The sequence below is a fragment of the Deinococcus wulumuqiensis R12 genome (assembly GCF_011067105.1).
GTDB classification, from domain to species: Bacteria; Deinococcota; Deinococci; order Deinococcales; family Deinococcaceae; genus Deinococcus; species Deinococcus wulumuqiensis.
The window spans coordinates 2,337,802-2,358,571 of sequence record NZ_CP049357.1 but is presented as its reverse complement, the minus strand read 5'-3'; the positions used below and the strand labels follow the sequence as shown (position 1 = coordinate 2,358,571).

Annotated in this window: 25 protein-coding genes and 1 tRNA gene; 23 read left to right on the top strand and 3 right to left on the bottom strand. The window is 66.1% G+C overall.

The window, feature by feature from the left end; translation table 11 throughout:
• Positions 1-85: 85 nt before the first annotated feature.
• From G6R31_RS11455 to G6R31_RS11380, 16 genes are all read left to right on the top strand, one after another.
• Positions 86-1,684, top strand: coding sequence for an aminotransferase class V-fold PLP-dependent enzyme (locus tag G6R31_RS11455; protein WP_017871153.1), 1,599 nt, complete (start codon positions 86-88; stop codon positions 1,682-1,684).
• Positions 1,685-1,784: 100 nt separating this feature from the next.
• Positions 1,785-1,949 carry a hypothetical protein gene (locus tag G6R31_RS11450; protein ID WP_017871154.1) on the top strand — a complete coding sequence of 55 codons (165 nt, stop codon included), beginning with the start codon at positions 1,785-1,787 and terminating at the stop codon, positions 1,947-1,949.
• Between the two features lie 163 nt (positions 1,950-2,112).
• The gene (locus G6R31_RS11445) at positions 2,113-3,219 is read left to right on the top strand and encodes a thiamine pyrophosphate-dependent dehydrogenase E1 component subunit alpha (RefSeq protein ID WP_017871155.1); all 1,107 of its coding nucleotides are present in this window, start codon (positions 2,113-2,115) and stop codon (positions 3,217-3,219) included.
• A complete protein-coding gene (locus G6R31_RS11440) occupies positions 3,216-4,208 on the top strand; it encodes an alpha-ketoacid dehydrogenase subunit beta (protein ID WP_017871156.1) in 993 nt (330 codons plus the stop codon). The genes G6R31_RS11445 and G6R31_RS11440 overlap by 4 nt, the downstream gene beginning before the upstream one ends.
• Positions 4,209-4,228: 20 nt before the next feature.
• Positions 4,229-4,477, top strand: coding sequence for a hypothetical protein (locus G6R31_RS11435; protein ID WP_017871157.1), 249 nt, complete (start codon positions 4,229-4,231; stop codon positions 4,475-4,477).
• Complete coding sequence (locus G6R31_RS11430) at positions 4,474-6,033, top strand: dihydrolipoamide acetyltransferase family protein (protein WP_017871158.1); 1,560 nt, start codon at positions 4,474-4,476, stop codon at positions 6,031-6,033. The genes G6R31_RS11435 and G6R31_RS11430 overlap by 4 nt, the downstream gene beginning before the upstream one ends.
• Positions 6,034-6,244: 211 nt before the next feature.
• The gene (gene tnpA, locus G6R31_RS11425) at positions 6,245-6,664 is read left to right on the top strand and encodes an IS200/IS605 family transposase (RefSeq protein WP_017871159.1); all 420 of its coding nucleotides are present in this window, start codon (positions 6,245-6,247) and stop codon (positions 6,662-6,664) included.
• Between the two features lie 4 nt (positions 6,665-6,668).
• Complete coding sequence (locus G6R31_RS11420) at positions 6,669-7,805, top strand: RNA-guided endonuclease InsQ/TnpB family protein (protein WP_225990031.1); 1,137 nt, start codon at positions 6,669-6,671, stop codon at positions 7,803-7,805.
• Positions 7,806-7,846: 41 nt separating this feature from the next.
• Positions 7,847-8,086 carry an antitoxin gene (locus G6R31_RS11415; RefSeq protein ID WP_017871161.1) on the top strand — a complete coding sequence of 80 codons (240 nt, stop codon included), beginning with the start codon at positions 7,847-7,849 and terminating at the stop codon, positions 8,084-8,086.
• Entirely contained in the window at positions 8,083-8,484 is a 402-nt protein-coding gene (gene vapC / locus G6R31_RS11410; RefSeq protein WP_017871162.1) for a type II toxin-antitoxin system tRNA(fMet)-specific endonuclease VapC, read from the top strand. The genes G6R31_RS11415 and vapC overlap by 4 nt, the downstream gene beginning before the upstream one ends.
• Positions 8,484-8,801 (top strand): DUF4180 domain-containing protein, encoded by a 318-nt coding sequence (locus G6R31_RS11405; protein WP_017871163.1) that lies wholly within the window; start codon positions 8,484-8,486, stop codon positions 8,799-8,801. Before vapC ends, G6R31_RS11405 begins: the two co-directional genes overlap by 1 nt.
• A gap of 126 nt (positions 8,802-8,927) precedes the next feature.
• The gene (locus G6R31_RS11400; RefSeq protein ID WP_017871164.1) at positions 8,928-10,145 is read left to right on the top strand and encodes an adenylosuccinate synthase; all 1,218 of its coding nucleotides are present in this window, start codon (positions 8,928-8,930) and stop codon (positions 10,143-10,145) included.
• An 89-nt stretch (positions 10,146-10,234) separates the two neighbouring features.
• Positions 10,235-10,813 carry a GTP cyclohydrolase I FolE gene (folE, locus tag G6R31_RS11395; protein ID WP_017871165.1) on the top strand — a complete coding sequence of 193 codons (579 nt, stop codon included), beginning with the start codon at positions 10,235-10,237 and terminating at the stop codon, positions 10,811-10,813.
• Between the two features lie 202 nt (positions 10,814-11,015).
• Positions 11,016-11,555 carry a hypothetical protein gene (locus tag G6R31_RS11390; RefSeq protein ID WP_017871166.1) on the top strand — a complete coding sequence of 180 codons (540 nt, stop codon included), beginning with the start codon at positions 11,016-11,018 and terminating at the stop codon, positions 11,553-11,555.
• A 124-nt stretch (positions 11,556-11,679) separates the two neighbouring features.
• On the top strand, positions 11,680-12,906 hold the full coding sequence (glyA, locus tag G6R31_RS11385; RefSeq protein ID WP_017871167.1) for a serine hydroxymethyltransferase: 1,227 nt from the start codon (positions 11,680-11,682) through the stop codon (positions 12,904-12,906).
• Positions 12,907-13,011: 105 nt separating this feature from the next.
• The gene (locus G6R31_RS11380) at positions 13,012-14,130 is read left to right on the top strand and encodes an HD domain-containing phosphohydrolase (RefSeq protein WP_017871168.1); all 1,119 of its coding nucleotides are present in this window, start codon (positions 13,012-13,014) and stop codon (positions 14,128-14,130) included.
• 106 nt (positions 14,131-14,236) lie between these two features.
• On the opposite strand, the gene G6R31_RS11375 is transcribed toward G6R31_RS11380, so the two are convergent.
• Entirely contained in the window at positions 14,237-14,554 is a 318-nt protein-coding gene (locus G6R31_RS11375) for a hypothetical protein (RefSeq protein ID WP_017871169.1), read from the bottom strand.
• Positions 14,555-14,950: 396 nt separating this feature from the next.
• Here G6R31_RS11375 and G6R31_RS11370 point away from each other — a divergent pair, with 396 nt between their 5' ends.
• The 3 genes from G6R31_RS11370 to G6R31_RS11360 all read left to right on the top strand — a co-directional run bounded on the left by G6R31_RS11370 (position 14,951) and on the right by G6R31_RS11360 (position 16,474).
• Positions 14,951-15,547 carry a hypothetical protein gene (locus G6R31_RS11370; protein ID WP_017871857.1) on the top strand — a complete coding sequence of 199 codons (597 nt, stop codon included), beginning with the start codon at positions 14,951-14,953 and terminating at the stop codon, positions 15,545-15,547.
• 14 nt (positions 15,548-15,561) lie between these two features.
• Positions 15,562-16,335 carry a metallophosphoesterase gene (locus tag G6R31_RS11365; protein WP_017871856.1) on the top strand — a complete coding sequence of 258 codons (774 nt, stop codon included), beginning with the start codon at positions 15,562-15,564 and terminating at the stop codon, positions 16,333-16,335.
• A 63-nt stretch (positions 16,336-16,398) separates the two neighbouring features.
• A tRNA-Lys gene (locus tag G6R31_RS11360) sits at positions 16,399-16,474 on the top strand.
• A 41-nt stretch (positions 16,475-16,515) separates the two neighbouring features.
• On the opposite strand, the gene G6R31_RS11355 is transcribed toward G6R31_RS11360, so the two are convergent.
• The gene (locus tag G6R31_RS11355) at positions 16,516-17,298 is read right to left on the bottom strand and encodes an acyl-CoA N-acyltransferase (protein WP_017871855.1); all 783 of its coding nucleotides are present in this window, start codon (positions 17,296-17,298) and stop codon (positions 16,516-16,518) included.
• The gene (gene menC / locus G6R31_RS11350) at positions 17,295-18,404 is read right to left on the bottom strand and encodes an o-succinylbenzoate synthase (protein ID WP_017871854.1); all 1,110 of its coding nucleotides are present in this window, start codon (positions 18,402-18,404) and stop codon (positions 17,295-17,297) included. Before menC ends, G6R31_RS11355 begins: the two co-directional genes overlap by 4 nt.
• Before the next feature lie 60 nt (positions 18,405-18,464).
• Between menC and G6R31_RS11345 the strand changes: the two genes are divergently transcribed.
• Genes G6R31_RS11345 through G6R31_RS11330 form a run of 4 tightly spaced genes read left to right on the top strand, consistent with a single transcriptional unit; the run spans position 18,465 to position 20,578 of the window.
• The gene (locus G6R31_RS11345) at positions 18,465-19,058 is read left to right on the top strand and encodes a DUF2239 family protein (RefSeq protein WP_017871853.1); all 594 of its coding nucleotides are present in this window, start codon (positions 18,465-18,467) and stop codon (positions 19,056-19,058) included.
• Complete coding sequence (locus tag G6R31_RS11340; protein ID WP_017871852.1) at positions 19,059-19,625, top strand: hypothetical protein; 567 nt, start codon at positions 19,059-19,061, stop codon at positions 19,623-19,625.
• Positions 19,626-19,646: 21 nt separating this feature from the next.
• Positions 19,647-19,826, top strand: a complete 180-nt coding sequence (locus tag G6R31_RS11335) for a hypothetical protein (RefSeq protein ID WP_017871851.1) — start codon at positions 19,647-19,649, stop codon at positions 19,824-19,826.
• The gene (locus G6R31_RS11330; protein WP_017871850.1) at positions 19,823-20,578 is read left to right on the top strand and encodes a DUF421 domain-containing protein; all 756 of its coding nucleotides are present in this window, start codon (positions 19,823-19,825) and stop codon (positions 20,576-20,578) included. The genes G6R31_RS11335 and G6R31_RS11330 overlap by 4 nt, the downstream gene beginning before the upstream one ends.
• Positions 20,579-20,770: the final 192 nt, after the last annotated feature.

The window sequence follows — 20,770 nt, the reverse complement described above, 5'->3', positions numbered from 1 at the left end:
CAGGAAAACAAACGTGTCCCGCGTGCATCTCCCACCCGTGCCTCCTGACTGGACCCCGATACCCCCCAGGGGTCAGAATGGCGGCATGGACTTCGCCAGCTTAAGGGCCGACCTCATCGGGTCGGAGGCCGTCATCCGCACCCCGTTCGGTGAGCGGCGGGTCACCTATGCCGACTACGTGGCATCGGGCCGGGCGCTGCGCAGCGTGGAGGACCGGGTGCGCCGCCTCGCGCTGCCGCTCTACGCCAACACCCACACCGAGGACAGCGCCACCGGAGCGCACTCCACCCACCTGACCCACGAGGCGCACGAGTACGTCAAGACGCAGCTGGGGGCGGACGCGAGCTGCAAACTGGTGTTCTGCGGCTCGGGCAGCACGGCGGCGGTGCGGCGCATGCAGGAGATTCTGGGCATCAGTGTCGGCGGCATCCACCGTCAGACGGTGCTGGACGCCCTCCCGGAACACGAGCGCCCGGTGGTGTTCGTCGGCCCCTACGAGCACCACTCCAACGAAGTGAGCTGGCGCGAGACGCTGGCGGACGTGGTGGAAATTCCGCTGTGTGCGCGGGGCAACCTCGACCTGGACGCGCTGGTGGCGGCGCTCAAGGATCCGCGCTACGCCCGCCGCCCCAGAATCGGGTCGTTCAGCGCGGCGAGCAACGTCACCGGCCTACTCACCGACACCCGCACCGTTGCCCGGATTCTGCACACGCACGGGGCCTACGCCTTCTTCGACTTCGCGGCGAGTGCGCCCTACGTCGCCATCGACATGAAGCCGGGACAGCCCGACGGGTACGACGCCGTGTTCCTCAGCCCCCACAAGTTCGTCGGCGGCCCCGGCACCCCCGGCCTGCTGTGCTTCCGGGAGGAGCTGTACCGGCTGAGCAGCCCCAGCACGGCGGGCGGCGGCACGGTGCGGTATGTCAGCCGCACCAAACACGCCTTCGTGGACGATATCGAGGCGCGGGAAGACGCGGGCACGCCCGCCATCCTCGGCAAGATTCGCACGGCGCTGGCGTTCCGGGTCAAGGAGCAGCTCGGCGTGAGGGCACTCACCGAGCGCGAACACGAGCTGTTCGGGCGGGCGGTCGCCCGTCTGGGTGCGCACCCCCGCGTTCGACTGCTCGGCAACCCGGACGCGCCCCGGCTGGCATTCCTGTCGTTTCTGGTCAGAGCCGAGGACGGCACCTACCTGCACCCGCGCTTCGTGGTGCGGCTGCTCAACGACCTGTTCGGGATTCAGTCGCGCGGCGGCTGCGCCTGTGCCGGGCCGTACGGTCATGCACTGCTCGACATTGACGACGAGCGGTCCGAGCGGTATTTCCAGTGCATCATGGGCGACCTCGACGGCCTCAAGCCCGGCTGGACGCGCCTGAACCTCGCGCCCTGGGCCACCGACGAGGAAGCCGACTTTCTGCTGTCCGCCATCGAGTTCGTGGCCGAACACGGCGAGAAGTTCCTGCCGCTCTACGACTTCGACTGGAAAACCGGGTCCTGGACACACGCCCAGGACGCCGCGCCGCCCTCGCTGTTCGGCGACGTGCAGCCGCAGCGGGGCGGGGGAGAGGTCCCCTACGCCGACTACCTGCGCGAAGCGGCGGCACTGGCGCAGGGTCTGAGCGTGACCGCGCGGCGCCCGGTGCCGGAGAACGTGCCGGGGGATCTGGTGTTTTTCGCGTACTGAAGCTTTCAGGACTTAGGGCATTTGACAAAACGTCTTTCTCGACAGCCGGCAGCATGACAATTTGACGGCCCCAGCCGAGGCTTATGACAGACTGCGGCCTGTGGGCAGCGGCAATCTCTGGAAACTCGACATCTTTCTTCTGGTGGTGCTCTGCATCAACCTGGGGCGAGCTGTAGAGAAGGAACAGGCTGTCTGGACGGTGATTTTCCTTCTCGGCACGCTTTTCATGGGTGACCGGGTGTACCGTCAGGGGAAAAATCCGTAATCGAGGCGCGTGAAGCCTGCTCTCCACCTTCCGCCCTCATACCGCCGCCTTCATACCGCAATGCGCCTGACCCCCTACAATGCCTAACGTTCGTTAGTTAGACATTTCAGGAGGCCGGGCACAGTGCGTGGCCCGCGCCTCTGGCAAGGAGGGCTTAGGCCAGATGATTCAACCCTTTACCGCTGACCCCATCCGCTTCGTGGCGGAAGACGGCCAGCCTGTTCTTCCGCTGCCGGAGCGCTATACCCCGGCGCTGCTGCGCGAACTGCACCACCTGATGCTTCAGGGGCGCGAGTTCGACCGCAAACTGATTACCCTGCTGCGGCAGGGGCGCACCAGCTTCTACTCGCAGGCGAGCGGCATGGAGGCCACCCAGATCGGGCTGGCGAAAGCCATTCGCGCCCGCCACGACTGGGTGTGGGGCTACTACCGTGACCAGGTGCTCGGCCTGGGTCTGGGCGTGCCGATGTTCACCCTGATTTCGCAGTGTCTGGGCAGCAACACCGACGAGTGCCGGGGCCGCCAGATGCCGCACCACTTCTCGGCGCGGGACTACAACTTCGTGTCGGCCAGTTCGTCTATCGCGTCGCAGGTGCCGCCCGCCGCCGGAAGCGCCATGGCGCAGAAGTACCTCGGCACCGACGAAATCACGGTGGTGACCTTCGGGGACGGGGCCACCAGCGAGGGCGACTGGCACGCGGGCATGAACATGGCGGGCGCGATGGGGGCACCCTGCCTGTTCGTGTGCGAGAACAACCAGTGGGCCATCAGCACCCACATCCGGCACCAGACGGCTTCCGAAAACATCCATGTCAAGGCCAGGGCGTATGGCATGCCCGGCTTTTACGTGGACGGCAACGACGTGGTCGCCGTGATGGAAGTCTGCCACCACGCCGCCGAGTGGGTGCGCGCAGGCAACGGCCCCGCGCTGGTCGAGTGCCTGACCTACCGCGTGGGGTCGCACTCCAACGCCGACGCCGACGCCGAAAAGAGCTACCGTACCCGCGACGAGGTGAACGAGTGGCTGGGCCGCGACCCCATTCAGCGCGTCGAGAACCTGCTCGAGTACCTCGGCGACCCCATCAGCGCCGAGGAACGCGCCGGAATGATTGCCGCCATTCACAAGCAGATCGACGAGGACGTGCTGCGGGCCGAGGCCGCCGGGTATCCCGACTGGCGCATCATGTTCGAGGACGTGTATTCCGACCTGCCCGACCACCTGCGGCAGCAGGAAGTGATGCTGCGCGAGGAGCAGGGGGGACAGGCATGACCACCCAGGCAGAACCCCGCACCATCAACCTGATTCAGGCCGTGACCGAGGCGCTGGCCGAGGAACTCGAGCGCGACGAACGGGTGGTGCTGTTCGGTGAGGACGTGGGCGCACGTGGCGGCGTGTTCATGGCGACGGCAGGCTTGCAGGAACGCTTCGGCAAGGGGCGCGTGTTCGACACCCCGCTGGCCGAAGGATCCATCGTCGGCGCGGCGGTGGGCATGGCGGTGCGCGGCATGCGCCCGATTGCCGAGATTCAGTTCGCCGACTACATCGGCCCCGGCTTCGACCAGTTGCTGAGTCAAGCCGCCAAGATTCGCTACCGCAGCGGCGGGCAGTTCACGGCGCCCCTGGTGATTCGCACCCCGTCGGGCGGCGGCGTCAAGGGCGGGCACCACCACTCGCAGAGTCCGGAGGCGTACTACTGCCACATGGCCGGAATCAAGGTCGTGATGCCCAGCACCCCCTACGACGCCAAGGGGTTGCTCAAGGCCGCCGTTCGCAGTGACGACCCGGTGATGTTCTTCGAACCCAAGCGCCTGTACCGCGCCGCCAAGGGCGAAGTGCCTTCTCACGACTACACCGTCGAAATCGGCAAGGCCGCCATTCGCCGTGAGGGGTCCGACCTCTCGCTCATCGGCTACGGCGGCGTGATGCCCGACCTCGAAAAAGCTGCCGACGCCCTTGCCGCCGAAGGGGTCAGCGTGGAGGTCATCGACCTGCGCTCGCTGGTGCCGTGGGACAGGCCGCTGGTGCTGCAAAGCGTGGAAAAGACAGGCCGCGCCGTGCTGGTCAGCGAGGCCCCGCGTATGGCGAATTTCATGGGCGAGGTGGCCTACACCATCCAGAACGAAGCTTTCGACTCCCTCTCGGCCCCGGTCGGGCAGGTGGCGGGCTTCGACACGCCCTATCCCTACATTCAGGACAAGATTTACCTGCCGGGGGCCAACCGCATCGTCGCCGCGTGCGTCAAGGCGCTCAATTACTAGCCCGCTGATAGCTTCCTGCCATGCCTGATCCCCTGCGCCCCGTTCTCGGTTTTCTGGGTCTCGCCATCGGCTTCGGTCTGTACGCCCTCGCCGGGCGGCTGGCCGAGCCGTGGCAGAGCGTGACCATCGGCGCCCTGTTCGCGCTGCTGGGGGCCGCCGCGTGGGGCTATGCGAAAGGGGAGAGGTGGATTCGCGTCCTCGCGGGCGCCCTGCTCCTCTACGCCCTGTTCCGGATTCTTTTTCCCTTCTTGCCACGAGGTATGTCATGAAAGAACTGCTGCTGCCCGAACTCGCCGAGAGCGTCGTCGAGGGTGAAATCCTGAAATGGCTGGTTCAGGAGGGCGACACGATTGCCCTCGAACAGCCGCTGTGCGAAGTCATGACCGACAAGGTCACCGTCGAACTGCCCAGCCCCTTTGCCGGAACCCTCCACAAGCGTCTGGCGAACGAGGGCGACGTGGTGGCCGTTCACGCCGTCATCGCCCTGATCGACGACGGGGCGGGCGGCGCGGCGACCCCCAGCGCGACCCAGGCCATTCAGGACAGCGCCGAGAACCCGGCGACTGCCGACATGACCCTGCCCGTGCAGGCCCGGGAGGAGCGCGAGCAGATGGGCAGCGACGAGGGCGGCTCCATCGTCGAGGCGACCCACATCGCCAAGGCCGACGACGACTCGGCCAGCCTGTTCAAGACCTTCGCCAACGACGAGGAAGTGAAGGTGCAGGGCCTCGGCCAGCGCAAGGCCGCCTCCGAGCAGGCGCCCGCCTACCGCAACGAGGGCCGTGTCCTCGCCGTTCCCGCCGCTCGCCAGGCGGCCCGCGAACTGGGCCTCGACCTCGCTGCGGTGCGCGGCTCCGGCCCCAACGGGCGGATTCGGGTGGCGGACGTGCTGGCGGCGGCGCAGGGGGCAGAAGGCGGAAGGCAGATGGCAGAAGGCCACAGTGCAGAAGGTCAAAGGCAGAAGGCAGAAGGCGTCAGTGCCCAAGCCGAAGCACCGGCCCCCGCCGCTCAGCCATCGGCCATCAGCCATCAGCCATCTGCACCCGCAGGCAAACTCGCCGCGCCCTCCGCGCACCTGCCTGCGCCCGTGCAGTACCGCACCCCGAAGGGCTTCGAGGACCGCGAAACCCGCGTGCCCCTGCGCGGAATGCGCCGCGTCATCTCGCAGCAGATGCAGGCGTCGCACCTCTACACCGTTCGCACGCTGACCGTGGACGAAGTGAACATGACCAAGCTGGTCGAGTTCCGCCAGCGTGTCAAGGACGAGGCCAAGGCCGCCGACGTGAAGCTGTCGTACCTGCCTTTCATCTTCAAGGCGATTGCGGTGGCCCTCAAGAAGTACCCCAGCCTCAACACCTCCTTTGACGAAAGCACGCAGGAAATCGTCCAGAAGTCCTACTACAACATGGGCATGGCCGTCGCCACCGAGGCGGGCCTGACCGTCCCCGTGCTGAAAGATGTTGACCGCAAGAGCATCTTCGACCTGGCGCGTGAAGTGGTGGACCTCGCGGCGCGGGCCAACGCGGGCAAGTTGCAGGCCGACGAACTCGCGGGCAGCTCCTTCAGCGTGACCAACATCGGCTCCATCGGCGCGCTGTTCTCGTTCCCCATCATCAACGTGCCGGACGCCGCCATCATGGGCATCCACTCCATCGTCAAGCGGCCCATCGTGGACGAGGACGACAACATCACCGTTGCCCACATGATGTACCTCAGCCTGTCGTTCGACCACCGCCTGATTGACGGGGCCGAAGCCGCCCGCTTCTGCAAGGAAGTCATCCGGCTGTTGGAGAACCCCGACCGTCTGATGCTGGAAGGCTTCTAAGGGTCGGAAGGTCTAACCGTCTCACTGCTCCTGCCCTCTCCCCGCTCGGGAGGGGGTTTTCATTTGGCTCCTTTGATATGTATTTTTGGAGAGAGTGGCGTAATCCCCTGCTTTTCAAAGCGGGGATATAAGCCACCGCCCCCGTCGGGGGCGCAATTCGTCGCCGTAGGCGGCGCAGGGCCATCTGCAGCAGGCTGGAATGTGATCCCATATGCACATGGCCGGGGAGCGTTCCACACGACACGCGCACTTCAATTTGAATTACCATCTGGTGTTCACGCCGAAGTATCGCCGTCGTTCGTTCTTTGGCCCGTCTCGCGAACGCCTGATGGAGATTTTCACGGCCACCTGCGCTGAACGCGACTGGCTCATCCGGGACATGGAAGTCATGCCTGACCACGTTCACATCTTCGTGTCCTGCCCGCCAAAATGGTCCCCGTCCGACATCGCCAAGATTCTGAAAGGCGTCTCGGCGCGGCTGATGCTGCAAGAGTTTCCCGAGCTGAGGCGGCGCGGCCATCTGTGGACGAACGCCTACTACGTGGGGTCTGCGGGCAATATCTCGGCAGATGTGATTCAGCGGTACATCGAGAATCAGCGCAAAGCACAGGTGGATGACGATGGGGTTTAAGGCTATGAAGTACCGCCTTTTTCCCAACGCCATTCAGGAAAAGGCGCTGGATTCCACCCTGTACCTGTGCCGCACTCTGTACAACGCGGCTCTTGAAGAACGCCGGACGGCCTACCGGAAATGCGGCGTGTCGATCAGCTTCTACGAGCAGAAACGCGCCTTGACCGAAATCAAGGCCGATTCCCCAGAGTACAAAGGCGTTCACTCGCAGGTGTTGCAGGACGTGATTGAACGGCTGGACAAGGCGTTCAAGGGCTTCTTTCGGCGGGTCAAGACCAAACAGACTGCCGGGTATCCGCGGTTCAAAGGGAGATTCCACTATGACTCCTTCACCTACCCACAGGCAGGCAAGACGGGGGCGATGCCCTTGCCGGAATCCGGCAAGGTCTACCTGTCCAAGATTGGGAACGTGCGCTGCAAGTACCACCGCCCGCTGGAAGGGGTGGTCAAGACGGCCACCGTCAAGCGGGAGGGGGACAAGTGGTTCATCGTGTTCACCTGCGAGGTAGAGGCGCAGCCTCTACCTATGACCGGAGACGTGATTGGGATTGACCTCGGCACAAATCCGAACTTCCTCATCACCTCAGACGGGGAGTTCGTGGAAGCCCCCCGGCACTTCAAAAAGGCTGAGCGCAAGATTGGCCTGTTGCAACGGTCTGCCGCCAAAAAGAAGCGGGGCAGCCGTCGCCAGAAGGAACTGAAGCGTCAGATCGCCTCTGAGCATCGCCGTGTTGCCAACCGTCGCCGGGACTTCCACCACAAGACGGCCCGCACCCTAGTAAATCGCCATGACGCGGTGTTCCACGAAGACCTGAACATCATTGGCCTCGCCCGTACCCGTACCGCTAAAGGTGTGCTGGACGCGGGGTGGGCGAGTTTCATCAACATTCTGTCCCTCAAAGCTGCGAACGCTGGAAGGACAGTTCTGGGGGTTGACCCCAAGTACACGAGTCAGGATTGCAGCGAATGTGGACACAGGCAGAAGGTCAAAATCGGCCATGCCTATGTCTGCGCGAACTGCGGGATGGACATGCACAGAGATGTGAATGCCGCCCTGAACATCCTGAATCGGGGCCGGGATGCGGCCTTCAGCGAGGGTGCGAAGGTTGCGCCTATTGACCTGAGAAGCCTCGCCCTTTAGGCCGGGGAGTCATCACGTAGATACCAAGGGAGGCCAGCCCGATGACGACAGCAAAACTTTTCCAGACGGGGCGTTCTCAAGCCGTGCGGCTGCCCAAAGCCTTCCGGTTCGAGGGACAGGAAGTCACCATCAAGCGCGTCTCCAACGGGGTGCTGCTGATTCCCAATACCGCCGAGGGACAGCAGGAATTCTGGCGCGGCTGGTACGCGGCCCTGCCTGAGGTAGACATTCCGCTGACCCGTGAGGACTTGCCGCTGCAAGAGCGGGACTGGGACTCGTGAGCCTCACCCATCTGCTCGACACCAAGACCTGCATCTACATCATCAATCGCCGTCCGCCGCACGTCGCTGAAAAGTTCGCCCAGCACGCCCCCGACGCGGTGGGACTGTCGAGTATCACGCTGGCCGAATTGCGCTACGGCGTCGCCAAAAGCGGGTCGGCCAAAAATGCCGCCGTGCTCGAAGCCTTTATTCAGCCGTTGGAAATCGTCCCCTTTGATGCCGAAGCGACCCGGCACTACGGCCCGCTCCGTCACGCCTTGCAACAGCAGGGCCGACCTATCGGGGCGATGGGTTTGCTGATTGCGGCGCACGCTTTGGCTCTGGGGGTCACGCTGGTGACCAACAATGTCAAGGAATTCGAGCGGGTAGAGCGGCTCGAGCTGGAGAACTGGTTTTGATGCCCCAATTCCTTGACCGCTTTCCCCTCCGCACCGCCGCCGACATTCCCGACCTCATCGGCGCGGCGTATGGGCAGGATGCGGTGCTGCTCACGGTGGACGACCTCGCCCCCGAATTCCTCGATCTCAAGACGGGGCTGCTGGGCGAACTGTTTCAGAAAGTCACGAACTACCGCCTGCCCCTCGCGCTGGTGTTGCCCGACGCAGACGCTTACGGCCCGCGCTTTGGCGAACTCGCCCTCGAGCACCGCTCGCACCCGCTGATTCGCTTTTTTGCCGATGAAAGCGCGGCGCGGGCGTGGCTGGCACGGGTCTAGCCGCCTGACCGTGTGGGCTGGGGCAATCGGTTAAACTGAGTTACGGTGCCATGCGCCGTGCTTTTTTTTGGCCTCCGAGAGGAGGTGCCAGGAAGGGCAAGTTAGGGCGCGTGGCTGGAGGCTGAAATGCCCGGAATTGCAATTGTAGGTGCCCAGTGGGGCGATGAAGGCAAGGGGAAAATTGTCGATTTTCTGGCCCCCGAAGCCGAGTACGTGGTGCGCTATCAGGGCGGGGCCAACGCGGGCCACACCGTCAACGCGGGGGGCAAGACCTTCAAGCTGAACCTGCTGCCCAGCGGCGTGCTGCACGAGGGCGCGACCAGCATCCTCGGGGACGGCATGGTCATCGACCCCGAGAAATTCACCCTGGAGCGCAAAAACCTGCTCGAAGGCGGCCTGAATCCCAATCTCAAAATCAGTGACCGCGCCCATATCGTGCTGCCGCACCACAAATATGTGGATGGCCGCAAGGATTTCGTGGGCACGACGGGCAAGGGCATCGGCCCCGCCTACGCCGACCGCGCCCGCCGCGTGGGGATTCGCTTTGGCGACCTGCTCGACGAAGGCGTGCTGCGCGAGCGCATCGAGCGGCTGCTCGAAGCCAAGCCCAACTCCACCCGTGACGCGGGCTGGGCAAGCGTGGAGGACGGCATGCAGGCCCTCGCCCCCATCCGTGACGCCCTCGCTCCCTTCATCGCCGACACGGGCGCGGAACTGCGGCAGGCCATCAAGGACGGGCGCAAAGTGCTGTTCGAGGGGGCGCAGGCCACCCTGCTCGACCTGAACTACGGCACCTACCCCTTCGTGACGAGCAGCCACCCGACCATCGGCGGTGTCATCGTGGGCGCGGGCGTGAACCACAAGGCGATTCACAAGGTCTACGGCGTCGCCAAAGCCTTCAACACCCGCGTGGGCCACGGCCCCTTCGCCACCGAAGTCCACGACGAAGCGGGCATCCTGCGGCTGCGCGGCGACGGTTCCCAGCCCTGGGACGAGTACGGCACCACCACGGGTCGCCCCCGCCGGGTGGGTTGGCTCGACCTCGCGCTGCTCAAGTACGCGGTGGACGTGAACGGCCTCGACGGTCTGGTCATCAACAAGATGGACATTCTGAGCGGTCTGGACACCATTCCGGTCTGCACCCACTACGACGAAGGCGGTCGGCCCGTGTTCAAGCAGATGAAGGGCTGGGCCAGCACCGACGGCGTGACCAGCCGCGAAACGCTGCCCAAAGAGGCTCAGGCGTACCTCGACCTGATTGAAGAGACGGTGGAATGCCCCGTGGTGATTTTCTCGGCTGGCCCCGAGCGCGAAAAGACGTATGGCGCGGTGAACTGGAAGTAAAGAAGTCCAAGGGTCTAAGAGTCTAAGGTCCGGAGCGCCTTCCTTAGACCCTTAGACCTTTCGACCCTTACACCCCTAAAGGATGAACCATGACCGACCCCAAACTCCCCCTCGAACCCCTGACCCGCGAGTGGCTCTCGGCCATCGGGGAAGACCCTGACCGCGAAGGGCTGCAACGCACCCCGCAGCGCGTCGCCAAAGCGTGGGCCTACATGACCGAGGGCTACGGGCAAACACTGGCGCAGGTGGTGGGCGAGGGTGTGTTTGCCGCCGAGGGCAGCGAGATGGTGATTGTCAAGGACATCGAGTTCTACTCCATGTGCGAGCACCACATGCTGCCGTTCTATGGCCGCGCCCACGTCGCCTACATCCCCAACAGCCGGATTCTGGGCCTGAGCAAATTCGCCCGCATCGTGGACCTCTACTCGCGCCGCTTGCAGGTGCAGGAGCGCATCACGACGCAGGTGGCCGACGCCGTCGAGGAACTGCTTGCCCCCAAAGGCGTCGCCGTGCTGATGGAAGGCATTCACCTGTGCATGGCGATGCGCGGCGTGCAAAAGCAGAATAGCTCCACCACGACTTCGGCCATGCGGGGCCTCTTCCGCTCCGACCCGCGCACCCGCGCCGAGTTCATGAGCGCGGTGCAGGGGACGTTGCGGAGCAGGTAAACAGGGAAAGGGGAAAGAGGGGAGGGTGGAGGGTCAACCTTCGCCCTCTTATACGGATTCCGCTTAATTCCTGCACAGTCGGGAAAGCGCCGCCTGTGCATCCATATCGCGGAATCCGTATTTTTTCCTACTCGCATCCGCTCGGATTGAATCTGAAACTACCAGATTCAATCGGAATCCGTATTACCCTCTACCCTGAGCCATGCTCGCTCTGCTGCTCGCCCTGTCTGCCCCGCCCGCTGCCGAGAAGCTGCCCTACGGCCAGGACATGCGCGTGCCGGGCAGCAAAGTTTCGGTGCGGCTGGAAAAGGATGCCCAGGGCGCGAACCGTTCTTCCCTTTTTCTGGATGAACGCTACGACACCCTCAGCAAGACCTTCGTGCAGTTTCGCTGCGGCGAAGGCGGCAAGCTCCAGTTTTTTCTCAAGACCAAAGTGCCGCTGCTCAGCGAGGCCGACCTCGTGGCGGGCCGTGCGCCCAGCATCAGCTACCGGGTGGACGGGCAGCAGCCGCGCACCTTTCCCGGCGTGCTGACGCGCAAGGGTGGGGACTTTGACCGCTTCGTGCTGGCGACGAACGACGTGGGCGACGCCCGCTTCCTGGGCGCATTCAAGGCCGCCCGCCAGAAGGTCGAGTTGCGGGTGGTGCGTACGGGCGGGGCCGCGCCCCTGACGCTGACGTTTCCGGTGAAAGGCTTTGCCGAGGCGCTGAGTGTGGTGGAAGGGTGCGGGGCGTTGCCGTGAGTGTCTAAGAGTCTAAGAGTCGAAGGAAACACTTGCTTAGACCCTTAGACGGCGTAGCCAAGCCCTGACGGCCTTTCTGGACACCCCACAGTCGGCGGCGGGGCGCACGCTTTACTATTTATTCATGACCTCCACCGACCAACCCCGGACTGCCCGTGACACGGCGGTCTTCGACCTGATTGCCCAGGAAGCCGAGCGCCAGAAGCACGGCCTCGAACTCATCGCGTCCGAGAACTTCACCTCTGCCGCCGTGCGGGAGGCCCAGGGCAGCGTGCTGACCAACAAGTACGCCGAGGGCTACCCCGGCAAGCGCTGGTACGGCGGCTGCGAAGTGGTGGACCAGATCGAGCAGCTCGCCATCGACCGGGTCAAGCAGCTGTTCGGGGCCGAGTGGGCCAACGTGCAGCCGCACTCGGGCAGCAGCGCCAACCTCGCCGTGTACAACGCCCTCATCGAACCCGGCGACACGGTGCTGGGCATGGACCTCTCGCACGGGGGGCACCTGACGCACGGCAACAAGGCCAACTTCTCGGGCATGCGCTACCAGATGGTCGCCTACCAACTGAACCAGGAAACCGAGCGCATCGACATGGAAGAAGTGCGCCGCCTCGCCCACGAACACAAGCCCAAGATGATTATCGCCGGGGCCAGCGCCTACAGCCGCGTCATCGACTTTGCCGCCTTCCGCGAAGTGGCCGACGAAGTGGGCGCGATTCTCTTTGCCGACATCGCCCACATCGCGGGCCTGATCGCGGCGGGCGAACACCCCAACGCGCTGCCCCACGCGCACGTCGTTGCCTCGACCACCCACAAGACCCTGCGTGGGCCTCGCGGCGGCATCATCCTCAGCAACGACGAGGAAATCGCCAAGCAACTCGACCGCACCGTGTTCCCCGGCTACCAGGGCGGTCCCCTCGAACACGTCATCGCAGGCAAGGCGGTGGCTTTCGGCGAGGCGCTGCAACCCGAATTCAAGCAGTACGCCCGGCAGATCATCAGAAACGCCCAGGCGCTGGCGGGCGAGTTCCAGGGGAAGGGCTACCGCATCGTCTCGGGCGGCACCGACAACCACCTGTTCCTGCTCGACCTGCGCCCGCAGGGGCTGAACGGCACCAAGGCGACGAAACTGCTCGACGCCAACCACATCACCATTTCCAAGTCCACGCTGCCGTACGACACCGAGCGCATCATGCACGGCGGCGGCATCCGTATCGGCACGCCCGCCGTCACCACGCGCGGCATGACCGAGCAGCACATGCCCAGAATTGCCGACCTGATCGACCGCGCCCTGAAGGGAGAGGACGTGAAGGCCGAGGTTCATGAGTTTGCCGGGGGCTTCCCGCTGCCCTGAGCGTGTGCCGACCCGAAGCCGTAGGGCCGCTGCTCCGTGCTGGGGCAGCGGCTTTTGTTTGCCGTGAACGCCCAAAGAGGCCGAACAGGGTAAAGTCAGGAGAAGATGGACCAAGTTCCCCCTCACCTTGTTCCGCCGTCCGAATCGGCTTCACAACTCACCCTGCGCCTGACCCAACTGGGCCTGAAAGCCGCCGACCTGGGCAGCGCGATGCAGCCGGTGCTGGAAGCGCTGGTCGAGCACACCGGGGCACGGGGGGCCGGGTACTTTCAGTGGCGTGACCAGACCCTGGCCTACCATGCCCGCGCCGCGACGGGCGAGATGCCCGAAGGCCCCGTCATGGAGGCGATTCTGGCGCACGGGCTGCCGGGGCATTTCCCCCTGATTGAAGCGCTCTCACAGGCCCAGAGCACGCTGTACTTCACCGATACGGCGCAGGACGCGGCGGCGCAGGGCTTTGCCGAGCTGGGCGTGAGCAGCCTGTGTGCTTCGCCCATCCATGACCGGGACGGTCTGCTGGTCGGGGCGCTGCTGGCGCACACCTTCGAGCCGCACACCTGGCCCGAAAACGAGCAGATGCTGATCGGCACCGTGACCGGCATGCTGTCGCTGCTCGCTGCCCGCCTGCACGCCGAGGAGCGCGAACAGGCCGCCCACGAGGGGGCGCTGCGGGCGCTGGGGCTGTCGCTGGAGGCGCGCGACGCCGAAACCCAGGGCCACACCGACCGCGTGACCACCCTGGCCGAGCGGCTGGGCCGCAAGCTGGGGCTGACCCCGGCGGAACTGCGCGAACTGCGCTGGGGCGCCTACCTGCACGACCTGGGCAAAATCAGTCTGCGCGACGAGATTCTGCTCTACGAGGGGCCACTGACCGCCGCACTGCGCCAGCAGATGCAGGGGCACGTGCAAGAAGGCGTGCGGCTGGCCGGACAGTTGCCCTTCCTTCCCCAGGCGGCGCTGGACGTGATCGGAGCGCACCACGAACGCTGGGACGGCACCGGCTACCCGCTGGGCCTGCGTGGAGAGCAGATTCCGCTGTCGGCGCGCATCTTTGCCGTCTGTGACGTGTACGACGCCCTGAACAGCGACCGGCCTTACAAGAAGGCCTGGGGACAGCAGGCGACCCTGGACTACCTGCGTTCGGCCAGCGGCGCACATTTCGATCCACGGGTGGTCGGGGCACTGGTCGAACTTCTGGAAGAAGACGCCGCCCACGTCTCGTAAGGCGGCGCTGTCCCTAGTGGTCTGTCCCCGGTCCTGACTCCCGAGTGGCGCGAAGGGGGCCGGGTGCCCGACCTGCGGCACAGTGCCTCCTTATACGGATTCCGTATTACAGCACCGTGTCCAGCCCGCTCAGGCACTCCTCGGCGATGGCGCGGGCGAGGGGGTCGCGGGTGCTGCGGGCGTAGCTGACGCCGAGTTGCAGGTGGGTCTGCTCATCCCCAGTGCTGCCCCCCAGGGCGAGGGTCTGGTAAAAGGCGAGGTGGGTATGCGCGAGCAGCACGTCGCGGGTGCGCTCGGGCGGCAGGGTGCGCAGCAGGCCAAGCGCACTGTGGTAGGCCGCCAGGGCACGCCGCGCGTCGCCCTGCACTGCGTACTCGCGCCCGATTTGCAGGTGCCGGGCAGCGGACAGGTAGGCAGGCCTCATGCGCCCGATTCTAGAACGCTTCTGCTCCGCTTCGCGGTCACGGAACGTGAAAACGGGAGCGCGGGAGGCCCGGTTCCTGCTCTAGAGCATTTGCCAAAAAGACGTTATACGGATTCCGCTTAATTCCTGCACAGTCGGGAAAGCGCCGCCTCTGCATCCATATCGCAGAATCCGTATTTTTTCCTACTCGCATCCGCTCGGATTGAATCTGGTAGTTTCAGATTCAATCGGAATCCGTATTACGTCTTTTTGGCGAGCGGACTGGGACAGCTCGCAGAGAGCGAGTGCAAAACACGGAGCAGGGCGGACTTGCAAAGCTGCGAAGCAGAGAATGGAGTGATGCGGGGTGCCGTTCCGCGCATCACGTAATTCGGAGAACTGCTCTAGACTCGCTCCATGCCCGATCTTGACCGCGTGCGTGAGGCCCTGCAGAGCAGCATGACCACCTGGGCCACGGTGGAGGTGCGCGGCGATCAGGCCCGCGTGATTCCGGCCCCCGAACTCGAGCCGCTGATCGCTGGGCTTGACCGCCTCGCCCCGCAGTGGAGCCTGCACTGGGCCTGTGACGCGACCTCGCCCTACGTGGTGCGTGCCCGACTGGACGTGGCCGGGGTGAGCCGTGAGGGACTGGCACAGGCGCCCACGCTGCCCGACGCCAAACTCGCTGCGCTGGCCGAGCTGGCGCGGCTGTTCGGCATTTCCGGGGGCGAGGGTCAGTGGGTGGACTACGACCCCGAAGACGGCGCCAACGTGGCCGACCTCGACGCCGAGCGTGAACTGCCCGCCGCGCCGCGCCCGGTCGCGCTGCCTCCCGAGCCGCCGCGCGATCCGCAGATGGAAAAGGCCCGCCGCCACATCGACGACCTGCTCGAGCAGCTCAAGGCCGCAGGCAAGAGCGGCGAGGCCGCCCGCATCCTGATGCGCGGCTACGGCGAGACAGTGGACGAAAGCCGGGCGCTGTACAAGCAGCTCAAGGCCATTCTCGATCAGTAAGTCGGGGCCGCGTCATGCACAAATTCATCGCCATCGGGGACATTCACGCCGACTGGGACACCTTCTGGGACGCCCTGCGGGCGGCGAGCTGCGTGGACGCGGACGGGCTGCCCACCGCCCCGGTTCGCCTGGGGCGCTATCAGGTCGTCCTCATCGGGGACCTCGTGCATCCCAAGTCGCCGCAGGGGTACGCCCGACTGACCGGCTGCGACCCGTTCGACATGAACGACGAGGACCACCGCCTGATCGCCGCCCGGGAGCAGGTGCGGCAGCTCGAAAAGTTGCAGCGCTACCACGAAGCCGCGCCGCACGCGGTCCATGTCCTGCTCGGCAACCATGACCACGCCGTGCTCGACCCGCGTTTCGTGCTGGGCACGAGTGGAGGCCTCAAACACACCGAGTTCGACCCGGAGCGCGGGGGGCTGATGCTCCCGCCGCACCTGCACGCCTGGATGAGCCGTTTTCCCCGTGAACTGCGGGTGGGCGGTTTGCAGTTCGCCCACGTCTCGCCGTTGCCGGGCCACCTGTACTACGACGACCTGTTCTACAGTGACCGCAGCGCCAAAACGTGGTTCCGGGAGACGCCGGAATATGTGGGCATGGCCGGTCTGGTGTTCGGCGTCTACGGCCATACCCGGCCTGGCGAGGGCGTTCTGCTGCACCGCACCGAAGACGGCCAGCCCTCTTTCGCCATCATCGACGCTCTGGCAGAGCGCGAGTATCTGGAACTGCTCTATGACGCCGGGGCCGAACACCCCCTCCGGGGAGTCAGCGTGGTGCCCTTCTGAAGCCGGCGGGCCGCGTGGGGGCTTGACAGGTCCGGGCATTCCAGTTAAACTTTCTTCCGCTCTGGGTCGTTAGCTCAATTGGCAGAGCAGCTGACTCTTAATCAGCGGGTTGTAGGTTCGATTCCTACACGACCCACCAAAAAAAGCCCCGGCATCGCGCTGGGGCCTTTTCGTTTGCCGTTATCTGCCCGCGCCGCGCTGCAAAACGTAGAATGCCCGCCCGCCGTCCCGCGCGAGGTCGGTCACGCGGTAGTCCCGGCCCAGGTAGGTGCCCAGCGTTTCGCGCAGGGCCAGGCGCCAGGGCGCGCGGTCCTCGTTCGTCAGTGTGAGGGGCACCTCTGCGAGCAGGGTGGGGGCGTCGACAGCGAGGTCGGGCGTGTCGGGGAGAGGCCCCTTCGCCTCCAGAACGCGGACCCCGAGCGGCGCCGGAGCCGGGCGCTCGGCAGGCGTGCGGGTCAGGTCCCACTCGACCAGCAGGCGGTCGGCGTGCGGGGCGTACCAGTCGGGCAGGTAACGGGCCGCCGTCACCCCCAGCTTGCCGAAGTTGAGCCGGGCGTTGCGGGTGACGAGGGGATCGAAGGTCCAGGTCATGCGTGTCATTCCCTGGGCCAGGACCCGCTCGCGCTGCGCGAGTTTCAGGGCCACCGCCAGCCCGCTGCCCCGAACTTCGGGCCGCAGCGCCAGCAGGTGCGAGTGGTGCCAGAGTTCTCCCGGCCTGCCCAGCGCCCCACCCAGCGCCGGAAACCCGTAGGCCAGCCCCACTGCCGGGCCGCCCAGCTCCGGGCCAACTGTCTCCGGGTAGGCCGCCAGCACGACCGCCCCGGTCGCCGCCCCGATGCGGAACATGGTGGCGGGCAGCACTTCCCGGTCGCAGTAGCCCCAGGCCGCCGCCTGCACGTCCTCAAGCTCACGCATCGCCTGCGGGTCGGTCACGTCGCGGATGACGTAGCCGGGAACCCTCACGCCCGGTGCTCCTCCTGCGCTTCGGTGACGGTCGCCAGGAACTCGCGGTCGAGGGTGACGCCCGTGCCCGGCCCCTGCGGCACCGGCATCAGGCCGCCCTCGGCCTCCAGCGGTTCCTGAATGATGTCCTGCGCCCAGTAGCGGCTGGCCGAACTGGTGTCGCCCGGCAGACGGAAGCCCGGCAGGGTCGAGAGGTGGACGTTGTGCGCTCGCCCGACGCCGCTTTCGAGCATGCCGCCGCACCAGACCGGGGCGCCGAAGCTCTGGGCCACGTCGTGCACGCGCCTCGCTTCGGCGTGCCCACCCACCCGCGACACCTTGAGGTTGATGACGCCGCCCGCGCCCAGGGCCAGGGCCTTGCGGGCGTCCTGGCTCGACGCCACCGACTCGTCGAGGCACAGCGGCGTGCGAATCCGGCGGGCGAGTTCGGCGTGGTCCACGAGGTCGTCCCAGGCAAGGGGCTGCTCGATGTAGGTCAGGTCGTAGTCGTCGAGTTGCCGCAGCCGCCCGGCGTCGGCGAGCGTATAGGCGCTGTTGGCGTCCACCGTGAGGCGAATGTCGGGAAAGGCCTCACGGGTGGCCCGCACCGGCTGCACGTCCCAGCCGGGCTTGATCTTGAGTTTGATGCGGCGGTAGCCCTGCTCGACGTGCTGGCGCACGAGGTCCACCGTCGCCTGTTCGCCCGGCTGGATGCCGAGGCTGACCCCCACCTCGACCTGGTCCTTGCGGCCACCCAGCAGCGTACCGAGCGGCACCCCCAGCGTCCGCGCCCACAGGTCCCAGGCGGCCATTTCCACCATCGCCCGCGCCATGCGGTTGCCCCGGTAGCCCCCCAGGGCGTCGCTGACGGCCTCGGGGTTGGCGAACGTCCGCCCCAGAACGGCGGGCAAAAAGGTGCCGCGCAGCAGTTCCAGCGCCCCGGCAATCGTTTCCTCGCGGTACATGGGCCGCGCTTCCATGGTGCCCTCGGCCACGCCCTGCACGCCCTCACCGTGCAGAATCAGCAGCGGCACCACCTTGTGGGTCTGCACCCCGAAACTCGTTTCAAAGCGGAACTTGAGCGGCAGCCGCGCCACGACGATTTCGGCAGCTTCGATTTTGAACATGCCGCCAGTATGCGCCATTCGGCAGAGGTGCCCCTATTTTTATCCGGGTAAAATCTGGACATGTCCGAACCCACCCTGACGGTGTTCGCCGGAGAGCGGCGCCTGCTCTCCGGCCCGCTGCGCGACGTGCTGACGTATCTGAAGGTGCAGTCCCCCGGCCATGAGGGGGGCGAGATACTGATTTTCGACGACCAGACCGGACGGCCGCGCGACTTCGACCTGTCCGGCCCGCTGGAAGACGTGCTGGCCCGCGAATTGCCTGCCCCTGCTGGACCGGGCCGCCCGAAACTGGGGGTGGTCGCCCGTGAGGTCACGCTGCTGCCCCGGCACTGGGCGTGGCTGGAAGCGCACCCCGGCGGCGCGTCGGCGGCGTTGCGGCGCCTGATCGATGAGGAGCGGCGGCGCTGGCCTGAGGCTGCGGCCATCCGGCAGGCCCAGACCGCCGCCGACCGTTTTCTGGGCGCGGTGGGGGGCCACCTACCCGGTTACGAGGAAGCCAGCCGCGCCCTGTACGCCCGCGACGGGGCGCGGTTTCTGGCCCTGAGCCGGGACTGGCCCGCCGACATTCGCGCCCACGCGCTGGCGCTGGCGGCCCCGGCCTTCGCGCCCGGCAACCCGGAGCCGGGCGGGGCAGGGCTGAGCGGGGAAGAGTAGATGCTCGGCCCGCATATCGCCGCTGCCGAACTGACCCGGCTGGCCGCTTCGCCTGACGCGGCGCTGCGGGCATCCGTAGCCGCGCATCCGAACACGCCGCCCCCCGTGCTGGCCGAACTGGGGGCCGAGTTTCCCGCCGAGGTGCTCGGCAATCCCGCGTTGCCGCTGCTGCGGCTGGCCCAGCCGGGGCTGCTCGCCGGGTGGCCGGCCCGCACGCTGGAAGCCCTGACCACCGTGCCGGGCGCCCCCGACTGGCTGCTGCGGCTGGCGGCGGCACACGAGAAAATCGACGTGCAGCTTGCCGCCGTGACCCGGACTGAGTTGCCCGGCGACGTGCTGGAGCGGCTGTCGCGCTCGCCGTTCTGGACCATCCGCGAGTACGTGGCCCGCAAACCGCAGTTGCCGCCCGGCGTGCTCGCCCATCTCGCCCGTGACCTCGACTACGGCGTGCGGCTGACGGTGGCGAACCGCCCTGGTCTGCCGCCCGACCTGCGCCACCTGCTGCGCCGCGACCCGCACCCGCTGGTGCAGGCGGTCATTTTGCTGGCCGAGGGGGAACGGGGCTGAGGCGCGTTACCCTGGGGCAGAATGACCCCCGAGTTTTTGCGCCGCCGTAACGCCCTGTGGAAAAGCCTGCGCTCCCTGGCGCCGCAGTCGCCGGAATTTGGGGAGGTGCTGCGGGAACTCTCGGCGCTGACCGGCTGGGACCGCGCCCGCATTCTGGCCGGGCTGGGTCATGAAGGCGCCCTGACGGAGCCGGAGGCGTGAGCGCGGGCAGCGAGGCGGTGCGGTCGCTCGACTGGCAGCGGCTGTTCCTGGGCGACTTCGACCTGCTGTTTTACGCAGAAATCGTGCTGCGAACCACCCTCATCCTGGTGTGGCTGCTGCTGCTGTTGCGGGTGGCGGGCAAACGTGGGGTGGCGCAGCTCAGCCCGCTCGAACTCGCCCTCGTCATCGGGTTGGGGTCGGCGGTGGGCGACGCGATGTTCTACGCCGAGGTGCCGCTGCTGCACGCCATGCTGGTGATGGCGCTGGTGGTCGGGTTTCAGCGGCTGGTCGCGCACCTCATCATCTCCCGGGAAAAGGTAGAGACGTTTCTGGAAGGCACGCCCGTCGAACTGGTGCGTGACGGGGTGATTCAACTCGGCGGCCTCAGCACCTCGACCCTGAGCTACGAGGACCTGTTCGAGCGCCTGCGGCCCCAGGGGGTGCGGCAGCTCGGGCAGGTGCAGCGGGCCTATTTCGAGCAGGACGGGCAGCTCTCGGTGTTTTGCTGGTCGGATAAACAGGCGCCGCCCGGCCTGCCCATCGTGCCGCCCTGGGACCTCTTGCCCCCCGCGCCCCTGCCACGCGGCTTTTCTGGCCCCGCTGCCTGCCTGCGCTGTGGCCGGGTCAAGGAGCTGGCGCCGGGCGAAGACCCCACTTCCTGCGGCTGCGGCGGCCTGAAGTGGACGGCGGCGGTGCGTGACCCACTGGGCCTGCCGGAAGACGACTCTGGGGCGCAGCGTCCGGCGCCCTGACAGGGATTCCGATTGAATCTGGTCGTTTCAGATTCAATCCGACTTGCAAAGCTGCTCAGCAGAGCGGATGCGAGTAGGAAAAAATACGGATTCTGCGATATGGATGCACAGGCGGCGCCTTCCCAACTGTATAGGCCCGACTGTGCAGGAATTAAGCGGAATCCGTATGACAGGGATTTCCGCAGAGGCCCC

Coding starts and splice junctions, on each gene's coding strand:
- menC (WP_017871854.1), bottom strand. CDS start 18,404: ATGTTCAAAATCGAAGCTGCCGAAATCGTCGTGGCGCGGCTGCCGCTC.
- folE (WP_017871165.1), top strand. CDS start 10,235: ATGACCGACCCCAAACTCCCCCTCGAACCCCTGACCCGCGAGTGGCTC.
- G6R31_RS11435 (WP_017871157.1), top strand. CDS start 4,229: ATGCCTGATCCCCTGCGCCCCGTTCTCGGTTTTCTGGGTCTCGCCATC.
- G6R31_RS11445 (WP_017871155.1), top strand. CDS start 2,113: ATGATTCAACCCTTTACCGCTGACCCCATCCGCTTCGTGGCGGAAGAC.
- glyA (WP_017871167.1), top strand. CDS start 11,680: ATGACCTCCACCGACCAACCCCGGACTGCCCGTGACACGGCGGTCTTC.
- G6R31_RS11370 (WP_017871857.1), top strand. CDS start 14,951: ATGCCCGATCTTGACCGCGTGCGTGAGGCCCTGCAGAGCAGCATGACC.
- G6R31_RS11375 (WP_017871169.1), bottom strand. CDS start 14,554: ATGAGGCCTGCCTACCTGTCCGCTGCCCGGCACCTGCAAATCGGGCGC.
- G6R31_RS11420 (WP_225990031.1), top strand. CDS start 6,669: ATGAAGTACCGCCTTTTTCCCAACGCCATTCAGGAAAAGGCGCTGGAT.
- G6R31_RS11380 (WP_017871168.1), top strand. CDS start 13,012: ATGGACCAAGTTCCCCCTCACCTTGTTCCGCCGTCCGAATCGGCTTCA.
- tnpA (WP_017871159.1), top strand. CDS start 6,245: ATGCACATGGCCGGGGAGCGTTCCACACGACACGCGCACTTCAATTTG.
- G6R31_RS11400 (WP_017871164.1), top strand. CDS start 8,928: ATGCCCGGAATTGCAATTGTAGGTGCCCAGTGGGGCGATGAAGGCAAG.
- G6R31_RS11335 (WP_017871851.1), top strand. CDS start 19,647: ATGACCCCCGAGTTTTTGCGCCGCCGTAACGCCCTGTGGAAAAGCCTG.
- G6R31_RS11345 (WP_017871853.1), top strand. CDS start 18,465: ATGTCCGAACCCACCCTGACGGTGTTCGCCGGAGAGCGGCGCCTGCTC.
- G6R31_RS11455 (WP_017871153.1), top strand. CDS start 86: ATGGACTTCGCCAGCTTAAGGGCCGACCTCATCGGGTCGGAGGCCGTC.
- G6R31_RS11365 (WP_017871856.1), top strand. CDS start 15,562: ATGCACAAATTCATCGCCATCGGGGACATTCACGCCGACTGGGACACC.
- G6R31_RS11415 (WP_017871161.1), top strand. CDS start 7,847: ATGACGACAGCAAAACTTTTCCAGACGGGGCGTTCTCAAGCCGTGCGG.
- G6R31_RS11440 (WP_017871156.1), top strand. CDS start 3,216: ATGACCACCCAGGCAGAACCCCGCACCATCAACCTGATTCAGGCCGTG.
- G6R31_RS11430 (WP_017871158.1), top strand. CDS start 4,474: ATGAAAGAACTGCTGCTGCCCGAACTCGCCGAGAGCGTCGTCGAGGGT.
- G6R31_RS11390 (WP_017871166.1), top strand. CDS start 11,016: ATGCTCGCTCTGCTGCTCGCCCTGTCTGCCCCGCCCGCTGCCGAGAAG.
- G6R31_RS11340 (WP_017871852.1), top strand. CDS start 19,059: ATGCTCGGCCCGCATATCGCCGCTGCCGAACTGACCCGGCTGGCCGCT.
- G6R31_RS11405 (WP_017871163.1), top strand. CDS start 8,484: ATGCCCCAATTCCTTGACCGCTTTCCCCTCCGCACCGCCGCCGACATT.